This window comes from Alteromonas sp. IB21, assembly GCF_016405965.1.
In the GTDB taxonomy this organism is placed as follows: Bacteria; Pseudomonadota; Gammaproteobacteria; order Enterobacterales; family Alteromonadaceae; genus Alteromonas.
The window spans coordinates 119,370-134,358 of sequence record NZ_JAEFCD010000005.1 but is presented as its reverse complement, the minus strand read 5'-3'; the positions used below and the strand labels follow the sequence as shown (position 1 = coordinate 134,358).

Genomic DNA, 14,989 nt, shown 5'->3' with positions numbered 1-14,989 from the left:
CACCACAACTATGAACGAGCAGCAGGCCCTTAATAAGCGAGCGTTTAAATTAGCCATGCAATCTTTAGTGCAAAAATTCTTACTTCAGTGCGAACCTGAAAAAAGTCACGATTTCACCATTAACTGGTTAAACAAGACACAACACACACCGCTGAAATGGATGTACAGCACTCCTACAATCAAAAAGCCTGTGACCGTTGCTGGAATGACGTTTGAAAATCCCGTGGGACTTGCCGCAGGCCTTGATAAAAATGGCGACTGCATAGATGCATTTGCCAGTATGGGTTTTGGCTTTGTTGAAATTGGTACGGTTACGCCACGCCCTCAACCTGGAAATCCTAAACCTCGTCTATTTAGAATTCCTGAAAAGCACGCCATTATCAATCGCATGGGCTTTAATAACAAAGGCGTTGATCATCTCGTTGAACAGGTGAAAAAGGCAGAGTTTAAAGGGCCTATTGGCATCAATATTGGTAAAAACAAAGATACCGAAGAAGCTAACGCCCTCGACGACTACCTAATGTGCCTTAATAAGGTATATCCTTACGCTAGCTATGTGACTATAAATATTTCTTCGCCAAATACGCCAGGGCTCAGAAACCTTCAATACGGTGAAGCGCTCGATAAATTATTGGTAGGCCTGAAAGCAGCGCAGGAGACACTGACGCAAACTCACGGAAAATACGTACCGCTATTTATTAAAATTGCGCCTGATTTGAGTGATGTTGAAATCGACAGCATTGCGGCATCTTTATTGAACAGCAAGATGGATGGTGTAATAGCGACGAATACCACGCTCTCCCGAGATGCCGTAGCTGGGCTGAAACATGCGGATGAAATGGGGGGATTGAGTGGTTCGGTAATGACTGACATGAGCCTTGAAGTCACGCGCAAGTTGAACAAAGCACTCGACCGCGCGATTCCGATAATTGGCGTAGGTGGAATAGACTCGCCCACGACGGCCCAAGAAAGGCTCAATGCAGGTGCATCGCTTGTTCAAGTCTATTCGGCTTTTATTTACCAAGGCCCGAATCTCGTTAAACGCATCGTAAACGCGTTATAATACATCTGAAAAATAATCTCTCGTGTGCATGCTCAATTGTAAAAAAAGCATGCACACCAAAAACAGGTAATTGAATGAATACTATTCTGGTTACGACCAGTCGCGGTCTTGACGAACTATTAAAGCAAGAAGTGCTGAACCTATGCCCTGATGCACAAATTAAACAAGGGCCAGGCACTATACAGTTTGAAGGGTCAAAAGAAGATGCTTACAAACTTTGCTTGTGGTCGCGACTAGCAAACCGCGTAATCTGGGTGCTCGCGTCTGGTAAAGCAGGGGATGCCGACGCCCTTTATAACACCGCGATGGGCATCGATTGGCAAATGCAGATGGATTCACGTCATACTTTATCTGTACAGTTTATCGGCACCAATTTTGCGATTAAAAACACACAGTTTGGCGCAGTGCGCGTCAAGGATGCGATTGTTGACTCGTTTGTTGAGCAAGGTTTAACTCGCCCTTCAGTAGAACGCAAAACGCCTGATATTTCTGTTTACGCAAGACTTCATCGCGATAACGTGATCTTAGGTATCGATTTGGCGGGAGCCAGTCTCCACCAGCGTGCTTACAGGCAAGAAACCGGTGATGCACCACTAAAAGAACACATTGCAAGTGCAATGCTAATGCGCAGTGGTTGGACCGAAAATACAAGCGCGCCATTGGTTGATTTAATGTGTGGCTCAGGCACCATCGCCATTGAGGCCGCATATATCGCCCGAAATATCGCACCGGGTATTAAGCGCTCCTATTGGGGTTTTACTAAGTGGTTAGGCCATGAAGAAAAACTATGGGACGCCTTGCTCGAAAACGCAATTACGGTTCAAAAACCACGCTGTGAAGGCGGCATTTACGCCGGTGATTTTAGCCGTAAGATGGTGGCGATTGCCAAAGCCAATGCAGATTTTGCTGGCGTGTTCAGTGATATTTCATTTTCTCAGCAAGATGCAACAAAGTCGTCCCCACCAGTAGCAACTCCCGGCTATGTGGTATCAAACCCTCCTTATGGCGAACGCCTTGGTGAACTTACCTCGCTAATTCCGCTATTTAGCGATTGGGGCAAACGTTTTAAAGAAGCATGGAAGGGGTGGCACGTTTCGCTACTTAGCAGTAACCGCGACTTACTTCGCGTATTAAAACTTCGTGCAACTAAAGACTACGCCATGAATAACGGTAAGCTAGAATGTCGCCTTGCCAACTACGTGTTAGATGAAGATAACACGGTACAGTTCAGCGAAGATGCAGGCAATCACGAATTCGCTAACCGTTTGAAGAAAAACCTCAAGCGTATGAAAGGCTGGATAAAAAGCGCAAACACAAACTGCTATCGTATCTACGATGCCGATCTGCCGGATTATAATGTAGCGGTAGATCGATATGATGAATGGCTTGTAGTACAAGAGTATGCGCCACCGAAAACGGTATCGGAAGACAAAGCCCGAAAGCGCCTCCAAGAAGTATTGCTTCATCTGCCCGCGGTGACAGGCGTGTCGCCCAAAAAGATTGCATTAAAAGTCCGAGCTCAGCAAAAAGGCACTAAGCAGTACGAAAAAATAAATCAATCTGGCGAAATGATGGAAGTGTTTGAGAATGGCGCGCGCTTCCTGGTAAACCTGACAGATTATTTAGATACCGGCCTTTTCCTAGATCATCGCAACACCCGTCAAAAAGTCAAAGCGATGTCAGAAGGTAAGGACGTACTAAACCTTTTCTCTTACACCGGCAGCGTATCTGTTTTCGCGGCCATGGGCGGCGCTAAATCAGTCACAACGGTAGATATGTCGAATACTTACCTGGAGTGGGCAAAGAAAAACGTGGCCCTTAACAAGCTTACAGGTCCACACGCGTTTATTCAGGCAGATTGCACAACGTGGCTCGGTAGCCATAAAGGTAAATACGACTTAATTTTTATCGACCCACCATCATTTTCAAATTCAAAGCGCATGCAGAATACGTGGGACGTGCAGCGCGATCACGTAAAAATGCTTAGCGATGCAAAGGCGTGTTTGAAAGCGCAAGGGACGATCATCTTTTCCAATAATAAGCGCGGCTTTAAGTTAGACGAACAAGCGATAAATGCACTTGGCCTTTCTGTAGAAAATATTACAAATGAAACTATCCCTGAAGATTTTGCCCGTAAAGGTAAAATTCACCAGTGCTGGATACTGGGGTCATGAAGATTTATTTTTACACGGGTCCTCATTGCAGTTTGTGTGATTTAGCCGATGTGGAGATAGCGCGCACATCTATGTTCTCATCGTTAACGATAGAAAAGGTTAACATTCGCCAAAGCACAGAGCTTTACCATCTATATGGCGCTCGTATTCCGGTGCTAAAGCGAGATGACAATAATCAAGAAATTGGCTGGCCTTTCACCACAGCCGATTTAGAGGAGTTTCTTCAGTGAGCATTTTGCAGTTAAAAAACATCACTGTTATTTATGGAAATCCACCGCTTTTAGACGGCGTAGAACTTGTTGTACAACCTAAAGAGAGGGTGTGTCTTGTTGGTCGTAACGGCAGTGGAAAGTCTACCCTGATGAAGGTAATAGCCGGCGATATCATTGCCGATGACGGTCAGCGAATTATTGAAAATAATACAGTCATCGCCCGTTTAGAGCAGGACCCTCCGCAGACCACAGATGTGACGCTTTTCGATTACGTTGCAGAAGGACTATCTGATGTAGGAGAAACCCTCAAAGACTATTTCCACCAAACCCGTATTGTGGGAGAAGATCCAAGCGAAGCAAATCTTAACAAGCTTCAACGTCTACAAGAACAACTTGAGGCGCGCGATGCATGGCAGTTTGAACAGCAAATAGAACAAACGTTAACGATGCTTAAGCTAGATCCAGAGATTTCGCTTTCAACGTTGTCTGGTGGATGGCGTAGGAAAGCAGCACTAGCGCGGGCGCTAGTTCGTCAACCAGACTTACTGCTTCTAGATGAGCCGACTAACCACCTTGATATTGAAATGATACGGTGGCTTGAATCAAGCTTGAGTAATTATCAAGGCGCGATTGTCTTTGTGAGCCACGACCGTGCGTTTATACGCGCCATGGCGACAAGAATTATTGACCTTGACCGGGGATCTGTTACTAGCTACCCCGGGAATTACGAAACTTATCTAGAGAAAAAACAGCAAGATCTAGAGGTGGAAGCGTCCCAGAACGCTGAGTTCGATAAAAAATTAGCGCAGGAAGAAGTGTGGATCCGCCAGGGTATCAAAGCTCGCCGTACACGTAATGAAGGGCGAGTGCGTGCGCTCAAAAAACTGCGTGAGGAGCGAAAAGCAAGACGTGCAGTGCAGGGCAATGCGGTTGTTAACCAACATCAAGGTACACGCTCAGGCAAAATGGTATTTGAGGTTAAAGACCTTAGCTATAGCATTGAAGGTAAGCCTATTGTTAAAGGCTTAAACCTAAATGTACTGAGGGGGGATAAGCTTGCGCTTATCGGTCCTAATGGTAGCGGTAAAAGTACGCTAATCAAGTTACTACTGGGTGAACTTCAGCCTGATGCGGGAAACTGTAAACAAGGCACGAATTTAGAGGTTGCATATTTCGATCAACATCGCCATGGCCTTGATTTAGAGCAGACCGTTATCGATGCTGTTGGGGATGGAAAAAGAGACCTCATGGTTAATGGCCATCCGCGCCACGTCATCAGCTACCTACAGGACTACCTTTTTACACCAGAGCGCGTAAACGCGCCGGTAAAATCTCTTTCTGGCGGTGAAAAAAATCGGTTGATGTTGGCTAAGCTTATGCTGAAGCCCAGTAACGTTTTGGTTCTCGATGAGCCTACTAATGACCTTGATGTTGAAACGTTGGAAATGCTGGAAACCTTGCTCAATGAGTATGCAGGAACGGTACTTCTAGTCAGCCACGACAGGGAATTTGTTGATAATGTCGCCAATAGTAGTGTGGTTTTTGAAGGTCACGGTGTGCTTAGGGAATTCATTGGGGGTTTCACTGACGTAGAAAACTGGTATAAAGACCAACACGAAAAACGTCAGCTATTAGAAAAAGAACAAAAAGCCAAAGTAAAGAATGAAACTAATTCAACTTCGGGGAGTCCTAGTGCTAAGTCTGCTCCCCGAAAGACGAAAAAGCTATCGTATAAAGATCAGCGTGAGCTCGAGCATCTACCTAAAGAACTAGAAATGTTAGAGGAAGAGCTTGAAGCTATGCAAAGTAAGGTCAACGACCCAGAATTTTTCAAACAAGACAGCGACACCACCGCCAAGGCATTAGCCGAATTAGCGGAAAAAGAAGAATTACTTTCCCAGAAATATGCGCGCTGGGATGAACTAGAAAGTATGCTGGAAGATAATCAGCAGTAAATAGGATTTTAAATGAAACGAACTCAGCTTGCCGCCGCCGTTCTGTTGGCAACAGGAAGTGTTTCGGCAATGGCCGCGACCTATTCCGTTACGCCTCTTCCTTTACAGGATACCGCTAGAAATAATTTCGCTCGTTCCATCGATAACTCGGGAAAAATGCTGTCTGTTGTGCAGCTTGAATACAACCCGCCTGTCGATGTTGAGCAACTTGAGGAAGACACCACCTTTTTTGACCAGTTCGCTGAAAGGTTAGAGAATGAAGAAGATGTTCGACAGGGCATTTTTTCTGACATAGATTACACGACAATTGTTAATTACCTTTTGCAAAATACAACGGGTATACAAGGGCAGAAACTCGCGTCTTTCAGAACCTATGTCACTGACACGCAGGATATCTCACTTGTACCAGGTCTAGATGAAGTAACTGAAAAGTTTGATGACTATACGCAGTCAGTTGAAGTAACTGGCCGGGACAGTTTAAACGGCAACTTCATCGTTGGTGATTCTACTGGGTTAGTGGTTTTAGACTCATATGAAAACGAGAATGGCGATACCATTAACTACACCTATCCAGAATCGGCACAACAGGGGTTTGTTCAAGCATCAGGCGTAACGAAAGTCCTTCCGGCGGTTGACACCACTGCTGGCGGTTTTGCTTCAGCCCGCGCGGTTAACGAAAATCTCCAGGTAGCTGGGTTTAGTACCGTGAGCTTTCGCGAAGACGTAGACGAGGCGATAGCGACGTGTACAGATGATGAGCTTAGAGGTGATCAGTCCGAGGGACGTTGCTTATTTACCGTGTACAACGGCGATTTTGCTGTGCCGCGAATTTCGAACTATTTCATTAACACCTCATCGAATTATTTACCTGGCTTCGTTTTACTTTCTGAAGTCAATGCCACCATTTGGCAAGTTGACGTTAATGGTGATGTGATTAGTACAGAAACCTATCCTTTACTTTTTGAACCAGACGAAGACGATGAGCGCCACTACTATACCTATGCCTATGACATAAATAGCCAAGGCATTGCCGTGGGAGAGGGGCTAACGGGTGACAGAGTCACTATTACTCGTCCAAACCAGTCTGGATTATCTGAAAGTGAGCGTGTCGCTACTGTATTTAGAGACGGTGAAACCATTGAGCTTCTTCCAAGAGAAGAGAATCTGCTTAGCCAAGCGATTGCAATAAACGATGAAAATTGGGTAACGGGTGCGGTACTTCGCTCTCAGAGTGATATCGCGCGCTCTCGCTTATTTGTTTACAATCTGGATACGCAAGAGCAGCAATATCCGGCAGGCTTCTTCTCCAGTGCTGGTGTAACGGCAAACGCGATAAACAACAAAAATATTGTTGTTGGTAAAGCCGATGTTGACGCGACTAGTGACACCCTTCGAGAAACCGCCGCTTTTATGTATAACATTGATACTGAAGAGTTCATTAATCTTAATGATCTCGTGTCTTGTGACAACAATTATGAATTGCTTGAAGCGGTTGATATCAACGATAACAACGAGATAATTGCGAACGCGCGTATCAAGGCGACAAGTAAATACGTTACTGGCAACGACATAATTAACTCAGACGGAGAAACTGTGGACGTTGACACCATTGTTGCAGTTAAGCTATCACCTATTGCTAATGGCTCTATCGACGAGTGTGAAGTACCAGAAGATGAGCAACCCTTTGAACGCAGTGGTGCTTCTACAGGCTGGTTTGCAATGTTTGGCTTGTTTACAGCAGCATTTATTCGCAGACGTTTAAAAAAATAGCAATAAACGGATCAGCATTTATTCTGATATGAAGAAGCCACAATCTTGTGGCTTTTTTTTATGCCTAAATATAGTAAATAGTGACATATTTATGCATAAAAAATGTAACATAAATTTCATATAAACTTCATTTGTTTATATAAAGTCAAGCCCTTTAATTTTTTATTTTTCTTGAACCATTTTGATAATTGCACTATCAAAGTAGTGTACGCAATAACTTTTCCGGCACTATCAACCGAAATGATGTAGAGCGCTCGAGAAAATGATTTGTTGTACATTCAACAAACAAAAGAGGCTAGTCAATGAAAAGACAAAAAAGAGATAAACTGACACGCGCACATGCAAAAGGCTATCAAGCTGGTATTAGCGGTCGCTCGAAAGAAATATGTCCATTTCAACAAACCGATGCTCGTTCACAGTGGTTAGGTGGGTGGCGTGAGGCAGTAGAAGACAGGCACTTAGGTCTAAGTGTTAAGTAACACTTCTCTTTTATGAACTGATTATGCAAAAAGGAAAGCCCCATTTTGGGGCTTTTTTGTGTTTCAGGCATCACCTTTAAGGTAGTTAGCCGCCTTAAACCTTAGAAATTGGACGTATCTTGAAAAAGCCCAACTTTTAAATCCTTGGCGACGTAGATTTCTCGGCCATCGACTTCTACCGAACCGTCTGCCATTCCCATGAACAGCTTGCGCTTAATAACGCGTTTCATAGTAATCTTGTAGGTTACTTTTTTAGCGGTCGGCAATATCTGACCTGTAAATTTAACTTCGCCTACACCCAATGCACGCCCTTTGCCCGGACCTCCGCTCCAACCTAAGAAGAAGCCGACTAATTGCCACATAGCATCTAAGCCCAAACAGCCTGGCATTACCGGATCGCCGGGGAAGTGGCAGTCAAAGAACCATAGGTCAGGGGTAATATCCAACTCAGCGATAATTTCGCCCTTACCATATTCGCCACCATCTTCGGTAATCGATACGACGCGATCCATCATAAGCATATTGGGCGCGGGAAGCTGGCTGTTACCAGGACCAAACATTTCACCACGGCTGCACGCTAGTAAATCTTCTTTATTAAAACTATTTTTCTTCTCTGACATTCCCAACTCGATGTTGTTATTAAAATGATGCTGTTAATCTAGCGAACACTTGTAAGCTAAACAACTCTGAACAGTCGTTTTTCTAAAGAAAAACGCGTGCTACTATAGCTGTAGTTATTAGGCTCGAACAAATATCGCACTGATTGCATGATATTTATACAGCAATTATCTTTAGATCTACAATAACGTAATTTCGTGTGAAAACTATGACAGAAGAAACAACAAAAAAGCTCTACAAGCGTAGTTCGACAGATAAAGCAAAAGCAAACGCCGACAAACAGCGTCGTTTTAGAGAAAGACAGAAAGATGCAGGCAAGAAATTAGTTAGAGGTTACGTTAGCCCCGAAGCCAAAGCGTGTTACGATGAAATTCGTGACAAAACCGGATGGACAGACAGCGAAGCCATGTCGAATGCCATGCGATTAATGTATGCCGCATACAAGTGCGGTCAAATAAAGTTGCTCAATGAGTGGCTTAGAAAAAATAACCGTTAGGCATTTTTATTTGCCTTAGCTTTCAGCCATGTTCGACTAGGGCTATTCTGCAAAGTATGTCGCTGAACAATACGCTTCGCTTCTTTGAGCACGTCATCCCGTTCTCGATAGTCCCATAACCGTTTTGCCGTAGCTCGATTATTTTCTGTTATATCGATAATGGGAGAAACGTAATCCCTACCAAGCTCAAAATCAAGCATTACCGCCTCAAGGGGTGGAAGTAGATAAGGCGCGTGCACGGTGTCACCTGGCAGCACAGAGAGCTCTGGTATCCATTTTTTAATAAACACGCCGTCAGGGTCTAGCTTTTTTGATTGCGTAACAGGATTGTATAGCCGAACGGTGTGGATGCCGGTAACGCTCGCCTGCATCTGAATTTGCGGATAGTGAATACCCGGTTCAAAATCTAAAAATTGTGTCGCCAAATAGTGGGCAGCCTTTAGCCAGTGAACATTTAAATGGTGACATAGAAAGCTAGTGACCATAGCGCGCATTCGGAAATTGAGATATCCCGTATGTTTTAACGCACGCATACACGCATCAACAAGAGGGTAACCCGTTTGTCCAATGCTCCAATAATGGAAACGCCGATCAGCTTCCGGACCGTCAATATAAGGAAACGTTTCGTATGCGCTATTCATTGGTCGCCATTCAATGCTGCATTCACTCTCGAACTTTTGAATGAAGTGGCAATGCCAATGCAGCCTCGAGGTTAGGGCAGAAAGGGCGCGAACCCATCTCTTTTTATCTTCTTCCGAAAGCGATTTTTTTATCTGCTTTTGCAGTTGAACGCTTTGATAGGCCTGCTTAATAGAAATGTTGCCCCATGCTAAATAAGGGCTCAATCGTGTACACGCCCTTCTCGCATATTCGGGTTGTGAAATATGTTGGTGGTAAAACTGTCCCCGATGATTGAAAAAATCTTTCAGCACCTGCCAAGCGCGACGTTCACCACCTGGTTGCATACCCACGATATTTATTTGCAGTTCATCTTGCACGACATAACGTGGAGCTTGCTCATCTTTATGAGAGCTGTCAATCCGAGAACTATGTGATGCCAATAACTCGCTGAGTGTTTGCTCTGCGATATCTATTTTCGTATTGGCTCGCCAGTCTATCCAATTCACATGATTAATCTCGAAATCAAACGTAGGTTCAGAGAAATGACGTTCCCAGTTTGACTGCCATTCTGAACGGTGAGGCAATCCGCGTATTACAGCACCATAAGATGACTCAATAAACGGTATTCTTTTTTCATTCAGATACTTAAATACTTGTTTGTCACGGTTATGCGTAACCTTTAGACCGATTTCTTGGTAACTCCTAACCAAAGAAATAAAGAAAAAATGAGAAATATATTCAAGCGCTTCCACGACTTCTGCGTGCAGTGAGAGGACGGTGATATTTTCTGGCAGCTGTCGGTTTATATCGTCGAGACTTTGTTGAACGAAGCGCCAGTGGCGCTCGCTCATGTGGGGGTCTCTTAAAAGTGAAGGCTCCCAGCAGTACAACAGCAGTACGCGCTCATTGGCCATTGCCGCTCGGAAAAGCGGTTCGTGGTCGCGCAAGCGCAAGTCTCTTTTTAGCCATACTACGGTTACCGCTGGTTTCATATTGGCGGTCGGCATAAACGTATGAACTAAAGCCACTTATCGCGAAAATTGCCGTGTGGATCGTAAGTATCAGTTTGCTTCTGCAAGTTAAACTGTCTGTGGCCACGAGGGTCGCTCCCAACACCGGCAAGGTATAACCAGTTTCCCCAGTTACTGCCTACATCATAGTCGATGAGTTGATGCTCAAACCATGCAGCGCCATAGCGCCAGTCTTGGCGAAGTTCGTGTACAAAGCAGCTAGCAACTAATTGACGTCCTCGATTTGACATGTAGCCGGTCTCAGAAAGCTGACGCATACAGGCGTCTACAATAGGATAACCTGTTTTACCTTCACACCAACGAGTAAAGGTTTCTGGGTCGTGTTTGGTTGAAGGCGTTTTACCTTGGATTCCACTGAAGCGAAACCACTTAACCCCATACTTACACTGCAACCAATGAAAAAATTCACGCCATAAGAGCTCAAAATAAATCCAGTAGGTGGAGTCATTTTTTTCAATAGTTTGTTCAAATTCTTTAACTTGCCTAACTACTTCGCGAGCAGATAAGGAGCCGTTCGCTAACCACGCAGAGAGTTTAGTGCTATGCTCCCATGTATCCAGCGCATTTCGTGTTTCTTTATAGGTTGCGGCCGCATGCCAATCAAAAAGGTAGCGATTCAAGTGAGAAAGCGCAGCTTTTTCGCCACCAACAAAAGTATGGCTTGGCGAAGCGGGCAGCTCTACGTTTATCTCAAAGCGATATTGCTGCTCAACTTCAGGCGCGTAAGGTTTCGGCAACTGTGATATCGTTTTAGCCACTGGTAGTGGTTCACAGTGCTTTTCTACTTTTCTGCGAAATGGACTAAATACATCAGGCATATCTTCAATCGAAAAAGGAAAACTATTAACGTCGAAAAGGCCGTAAGTTGCGGTTTCTATCACCGTTAATCTATCAAAGAAGCGTTTTACGGTATTAAGTTGAGCAGTTTCGTTATAACCGCAATGCTGACTTACACCTAAGTGGGTATAGTCACCGACTCGTAGAAGGTTAACTAAACAGTCAGCTGTTTTACCTCTCAACACCACTAGTTTATGACCATATTTATTAAGTGATTGCTCTAAATCGCTTAGGGTCTGAAGTAGAAATGTATGCCTGTGTTCACCCATTGGCGAAAAGCCAAATTCGTTGGGAAGAATATGTTGTTCATCCAATATATAGGCAAATGTTATCTCTGATACTTCTTCACAAAGCTTTAGTATCGCTGGTTGGTCGTGAAGTCTTAGGTCGTGTCGAAACCAAAACAAACCTCTGCGAACATCGTTTGTATGTTCACTTTCTCGCTGGTTATTTATCATACTAATTTGTCACGCTTTTTCGTTTTTTGTCGGATCCAGAATCTAAAATCGTACGTACATCTAACACTACGAAAATAATTCAAATTAAGTGCAGTGAAAAAGGAAAAAAAGTGACCGTTCCTACAAGCATCATGTGGTTCCGACAAGACCTTCGCGTAAAAGATAACCCCGCATTAAATGCAGCCTGTGATATGGGCAAAATCGTTCCTATTTATATCTATGATGACAATGCGCCTGACGGCAGGCTTCCTGGCGGTGCAAGCCAGTGGTGGCTTCATCATTCACTTGAGTCGTTGAACAAGCGATTAAACGGTCACTTACAGATCTTCAAAGGCGACCCGCAAACTATTATTCCTGGGTTAATGAAGACGTTCGACGCGACCTCTATTTTTTGGAACCGCTGTTATGAGCCATGGCAGATAAACCGTGATAAAGCACTCAAAAAGCATCTTATAGACGAGGGTTTTGAAGCACATAGCTGTAATGGTAGTTTATTGTGGGAACCTATGAAGGTACTGAAAAAAGACGGTACGCCGTACCGCGTTTTCACTCCCTATTACAAAAATGGCTGTTTACAAGTTGAAGAACCGCGCTACCCCAAAGCACCTCCAGCACGAATTACCTACGCTGACGTGAAAAGTGAAGGTGACCAATTAGCATCATTGGCATTATTGCCTAGCATTAAGTGGGATGAGACTATCGCTAAAGAATGGTCACCCGGCGAAGATGGCGCCGCTGACAACTTATCTGATTTTATCGAGAACTCTGCGAGAAAATATAAAGATGGTCGCGACATTCCATCTGCACGCGGCACGTCACGCCTATCTCCACATCTACATTTTGGTGAAGTATCGCCCAATCAAGTTTGGTACGCCATCAAAGATAAGTTTGGTAATAGTGAAGATAAAAGTATCGAAACCTATTTAAGTGAATTGGGTTGGCGTGAGTTCAGCTACTATTTACTGTTTCACTTTCCTACGCTTCCAAATAAAAACTTCAACGATAAGTTCGATAAGTTTCCTTGGCGCACTGATGCTAAAGCATTAAAAGCATGGCAACAAGGAAAGACGGGTATACCTATCGTCGATGCAGGCATGAGAGAATTATGGCAAACGGGCTATATGCATAATCGCATACGCATGGTTGTTGGTTCATTTTTGGTGAAAAACTTACTGCTTGACTGGCACGAAGGTGAACGCTGGTTTTGGGATACCTTGTTAGATGCTGATTTAGCGAGCAACAGTGCGGGATGGCAATGGGTAGCTGGCTCTGGAGCGGACGCTGCACCTTACTTCAGAGTATTTAACCCTGTGTTACAAGGTGAAAAATTCGATAAAAAGGGTACCTATGTGCGTAAATATTGCCCTGAGCTTAATGGTTTATCAGATAAATATATTCATAAACCTTGGGAAGCACCCTCAGCCATTTTGAAAGACGCGGGAATTGAATTAGGCAAGCATTATCCGAAACCCATTGTCGATTTAAAAGCATCCCGCCAGCGTGCCTTAGATGCGTTTCAGGAAATAAAAGAGTAGGGTATGGCATCACTTATTTTAGTTTTAGGCGACCAGCTTACTGACACCTTACCCGCCATCGCTAATGCGCGTAAAACGAAAGACACGATTTTAATGGCAGAAGTGCGCGAAGAAGCCACTTACGTTAAGCACCACAAGAAGAAAATTGCTTTTTTATTTAGTGCTATGCGTCACTTTGCGAAGCATTTGCAGGATAGCAACTATAACGTTAACTATGTTCATTATGACGATGAAGAGAACAAGGGCAGTTTACTGGAGCAAGTAAAGTATTCACTTGCATCGCAAAGTTTCACTGACGTTAAAGTTACGTCGCCAGGTGAATACCGGCTACTTAAAAGTATGGAGCAGTGGCAAAGTGTACTTGGCATTCCGGTAACCATTTGTGAGGACAACCGCTTTTTGGCAACGCCTGAAGAGTTTAGTTCATGGGCTGAGGGTAAAAAGCAGCTTAGAATGGAGTTCTTTTATCGTGAAATGCGGCGCAAACATAATGTGTTAATGGATGGAAAAAATCCAATAGGCGGAAAATGGAACTATGACGCGCAAAACCGTGAATCTATGCCTGAGACACATCAAGTACCTAAGCACACAGTGTTCAAACCAGATGACATTTCCTCCGAAGTCATTGAGCTCGTTAAGACCAATTTCGAAGCGCATTTCGGTGAAATTGAAGATTTTCATTTTGCGGTTACCCGTGAGGATGCGCTAGCCGTACTCAATACTTTCATAGATGAACGCTTACCTAACTTTGGCCAGTACCAAGACGCTATGGTGGAAGGTAAGCCCTGGTTATATCATTCGCACATTGGTTTTTATTTAAACTGTGGCCTGCTAACGCCGAAGGAAGCTATCCAGGCAGCTGAGGAAGCATATCACGCGGGGCAGGTTCCTTTAAATTCGGCAGAAGGCTTTATTCGTCAGATTCTGGGTTGGCGAGAATACGTGCGCGGTTTTTATTGGCATTTCATGCCGGGCCTAAAAACTGATAACTACTTCAACAACAGCCGGGCACTACCTTCGTTCTTCTGGGACGGACAAACCAATATGAATTGTATGCGTCAGTGCATAAAAGAGACCCAGAAAAACGCGTATGCCCATCACATTCAACGACTGATGGTTATAGGGAACTTTAGTCTGCTTACCGAGTTAAGTCCTGAAGAGGTTCAAGCCTGGTATCTATTGGTTTACGCCGATGCCTATGAATGGGTTGAACTACCCAATGTAGCTGGCATGATTTTGTATAGTGACGGCGGTAATTTGGCAAGCAAACCCTATGTGGCTAGCGGTAGCTACATTAATAAAATGTCTAATTACTGCAAAAATTGTGGTTATCAGGTTTCGAAGAAAACGGGGCCAAAAGCGTGTCCATTCAACTATCTTTATTGGCATTTTATTGATAAGCATAAAGAAAAGCTTAGCAATAATCATCGTATGGCAATGATTTATAAAACTTATGGACGGATGAGAGAAGAGAACATAGAAACAATGAAACAGGACGCCGCGACCTTTTTGTCAAAGTTAACAAGAAATGAAGAAGTCTGACTTACCGACGAAAGTGTGTCCGATCTGTCAAAGGCCGTTCACATGGCGAAAAAAGTGGGAAAGAAACTGGGAGCACGTGCGGTACTGTTCAAAACGTTGTGCTGGCAACAAGCGTAGTGCGCAAGCGTCTTAGAAAACAGAACCTATTAGCCGCAGGCCATGAACTTCTCAGCCAATCGAAATGATTTAGGTTGCACG

At 44.1% G+C, this 14,989-nt stretch carries 13 protein-coding genes; 10 read left to right on the top strand and 3 right to left on the bottom strand.

The window, feature by feature from the left end:
- Positions 1–55: 55 nt before the first annotated feature.
- The 6 genes from pyrD (at position 56) to rmf (ending at position 7,653) form a co-directional block, all read left to right on the top strand.
- Positions 56–1,063 carry a quinone-dependent dihydroorotate dehydrogenase gene (gene pyrD / locus JC525_RS05555; RefSeq protein WP_198814961.1) on the top strand — a complete coding sequence of 336 codons (1,008 nt, stop codon included), beginning with the start codon at positions 56–58 and terminating at the stop codon, positions 1,061–1,063.
- A 74-nt stretch (positions 1,064–1,137) separates the two neighbouring features.
- Entirely contained in the window at positions 1,138–3,237 is a 2,100-nt protein-coding gene (gene rlmKL / locus JC525_RS05550; RefSeq protein ID WP_198814916.1) for a bifunctional 23S rRNA (guanine(2069)-N(7))-methyltransferase RlmK/23S rRNA (guanine(2445)-N(2))-methyltransferase RlmL, read from the top strand.
- Entirely contained in the window at positions 3,234–3,467 is a 234-nt protein-coding gene (locus JC525_RS05545; RefSeq protein WP_198814915.1) for a glutaredoxin family protein, read from the top strand. Before rlmKL ends, JC525_RS05545 begins: the two co-directional genes overlap by 4 nt.
- On the top strand, positions 3,464–5,404 hold the full coding sequence (uup, locus tag JC525_RS05540; RefSeq protein WP_198814914.1) for an ATP-binding cassette ATPase Uup: 1,941 nt from the start codon (positions 3,464–3,466) through the stop codon (positions 5,402–5,404). The genes JC525_RS05545 and uup overlap by 4 nt, the downstream gene beginning before the upstream one ends.
- 12 nt (positions 5,405–5,416) lie before the next feature.
- Positions 5,417–7,174, top strand: a complete 1,758-nt coding sequence (locus JC525_RS05535; RefSeq protein ID WP_198814913.1) for a DUF3466 family protein — start codon at positions 5,417–5,419, stop codon at positions 7,172–7,174.
- A 302-nt stretch (positions 7,175–7,476) separates the two neighbouring features.
- On the top strand, positions 7,477–7,653 hold the full coding sequence (gene rmf, locus JC525_RS05530) for a ribosome modulation factor (protein WP_198814912.1): 177 nt from the start codon (positions 7,477–7,479) through the stop codon (positions 7,651–7,653).
- Positions 7,654–7,754: 101 nt separating this feature from the next.
- Here rmf and fabA read toward each other — a convergent pair whose 3' ends face one another.
- On the bottom strand, positions 7,755–8,273 hold the full coding sequence (gene fabA, locus JC525_RS05525) for a bifunctional 3-hydroxydecanoyl-ACP dehydratase/trans-2-decenoyl-ACP isomerase (protein ID WP_198814911.1): 519 nt from the start codon (positions 8,271–8,273) through the stop codon (positions 7,755–7,757).
- A 206-nt stretch (positions 8,274–8,479) separates the two neighbouring features.
- Here fabA and JC525_RS05520 point away from each other — a divergent pair, with 206 nt between their 5' ends.
- Positions 8,480–8,767: a hypothetical protein gene (locus JC525_RS05520; RefSeq protein ID WP_198814910.1), complete on the top strand. Its 288-nt coding sequence runs from the start codon at positions 8,480–8,482 to the stop codon at positions 8,765–8,767.
- Here JC525_RS05520 and JC525_RS05515 read toward each other — a convergent pair.
- Together JC525_RS05515 and JC525_RS05510 are read right to left on the bottom strand one after the other, a co-directional pair.
- Entirely contained in the window at positions 8,764–10,380 is a 1,617-nt protein-coding gene (locus JC525_RS05515) for a cryptochrome/deoxyribodipyrimidine photo-lyase family protein (protein WP_233094999.1), read from the bottom strand. The two genes, JC525_RS05520 and JC525_RS05515, sit on opposite strands and share 4 nt — an antisense overlap.
- A gap of 26 nt (positions 10,381–10,406) precedes the next feature.
- Positions 10,407–11,714, bottom strand: coding sequence for a DASH family cryptochrome (locus JC525_RS05510; protein WP_198814909.1), 1,308 nt, complete (start codon positions 11,712–11,714; stop codon positions 10,407–10,409).
- Between the two features lie 110 nt (positions 11,715–11,824).
- Between JC525_RS05510 and JC525_RS05505 the strand changes: the two genes are divergently transcribed.
- The 3 genes from JC525_RS05505 to JC525_RS05495 are packed head-to-tail and all read left to right on the top strand — an operon-like array spanning position 11,825 to position 14,924.
- Positions 11,825–13,249 carry a cryptochrome/photolyase family protein gene (locus JC525_RS05505; RefSeq protein WP_198814908.1) on the top strand — a complete coding sequence of 475 codons (1,425 nt, stop codon included), beginning with the start codon at positions 11,825–11,827 and terminating at the stop codon, positions 13,247–13,249.
- Between the two features lie 3 nt (positions 13,250–13,252).
- Positions 13,253–14,791, top strand: coding sequence for a cryptochrome/photolyase family protein (locus tag JC525_RS05500; protein ID WP_198814907.1), 1,539 nt, complete (start codon positions 13,253–13,255; stop codon positions 14,789–14,791).
- The gene (locus tag JC525_RS05495) at positions 14,778–14,924 is read left to right on the top strand and encodes a DUF2256 domain-containing protein (protein WP_198814906.1); all 147 of its coding nucleotides are present in this window, start codon (positions 14,778–14,780) and stop codon (positions 14,922–14,924) included. The genes JC525_RS05500 and JC525_RS05495 overlap by 14 nt, the downstream gene beginning before the upstream one ends.
- Positions 14,925–14,989 lie beyond the last annotated feature (65 nt).

Bases quoted from the DNA above. Each gene is read 5' to 3' on its own strand.
- pyrD (WP_198814961.1), top strand. From the start codon at position 56: ATGCAATCTTTAGTGCAAAAATTCTTACTTCAGTGCGAACCTGAAAAA.
- JC525_RS05535 (WP_198814913.1), top strand. From the start codon at position 5,417: ATGAAACGAACTCAGCTTGCCGCCGCCGTTCTGTTGGCAACAGGAAGT.
- fabA (WP_198814911.1), bottom strand. From the start codon at position 8,273: ATGTCAGAGAAGAAAAATAGTTTTAATAAAGAAGATTTACTAGCGTGC.
- JC525_RS05495 (WP_198814906.1), top strand. From the start codon at position 14,778: ATGAAGAAGTCTGACTTACCGACGAAAGTGTGTCCGATCTGTCAAAGG.
- rlmKL (WP_198814916.1), top strand. From the start codon at position 1,138: ATGAATACTATTCTGGTTACGACCAGTCGCGGTCTTGACGAACTATTA.
- JC525_RS05545 (WP_198814915.1), top strand. From the start codon at position 3,234: ATGAAGATTTATTTTTACACGGGTCCTCATTGCAGTTTGTGTGATTTA.
- JC525_RS05520 (WP_198814910.1), top strand. From the start codon at position 8,480: ATGACAGAAGAAACAACAAAAAAGCTCTACAAGCGTAGTTCGACAGAT.
- JC525_RS05510 (WP_198814909.1), bottom strand. From the start codon at position 11,714: ATGATAAATAACCAGCGAGAAAGTGAACATACAAACGATGTTCGCAGA.
- rmf (WP_198814912.1), top strand. From the start codon at position 7,477: ATGAAAAGACAAAAAAGAGATAAACTGACACGCGCACATGCAAAAGGC.
- JC525_RS05515 (WP_233094999.1), bottom strand. From the start codon at position 10,380: ATGAAACCAGCGGTAACCGTAGTATGGCTAAAAAGAGACTTGCGCTTG.
- JC525_RS05500 (WP_198814907.1), top strand. From the start codon at position 13,253: ATGGCATCACTTATTTTAGTTTTAGGCGACCAGCTTACTGACACCTTA.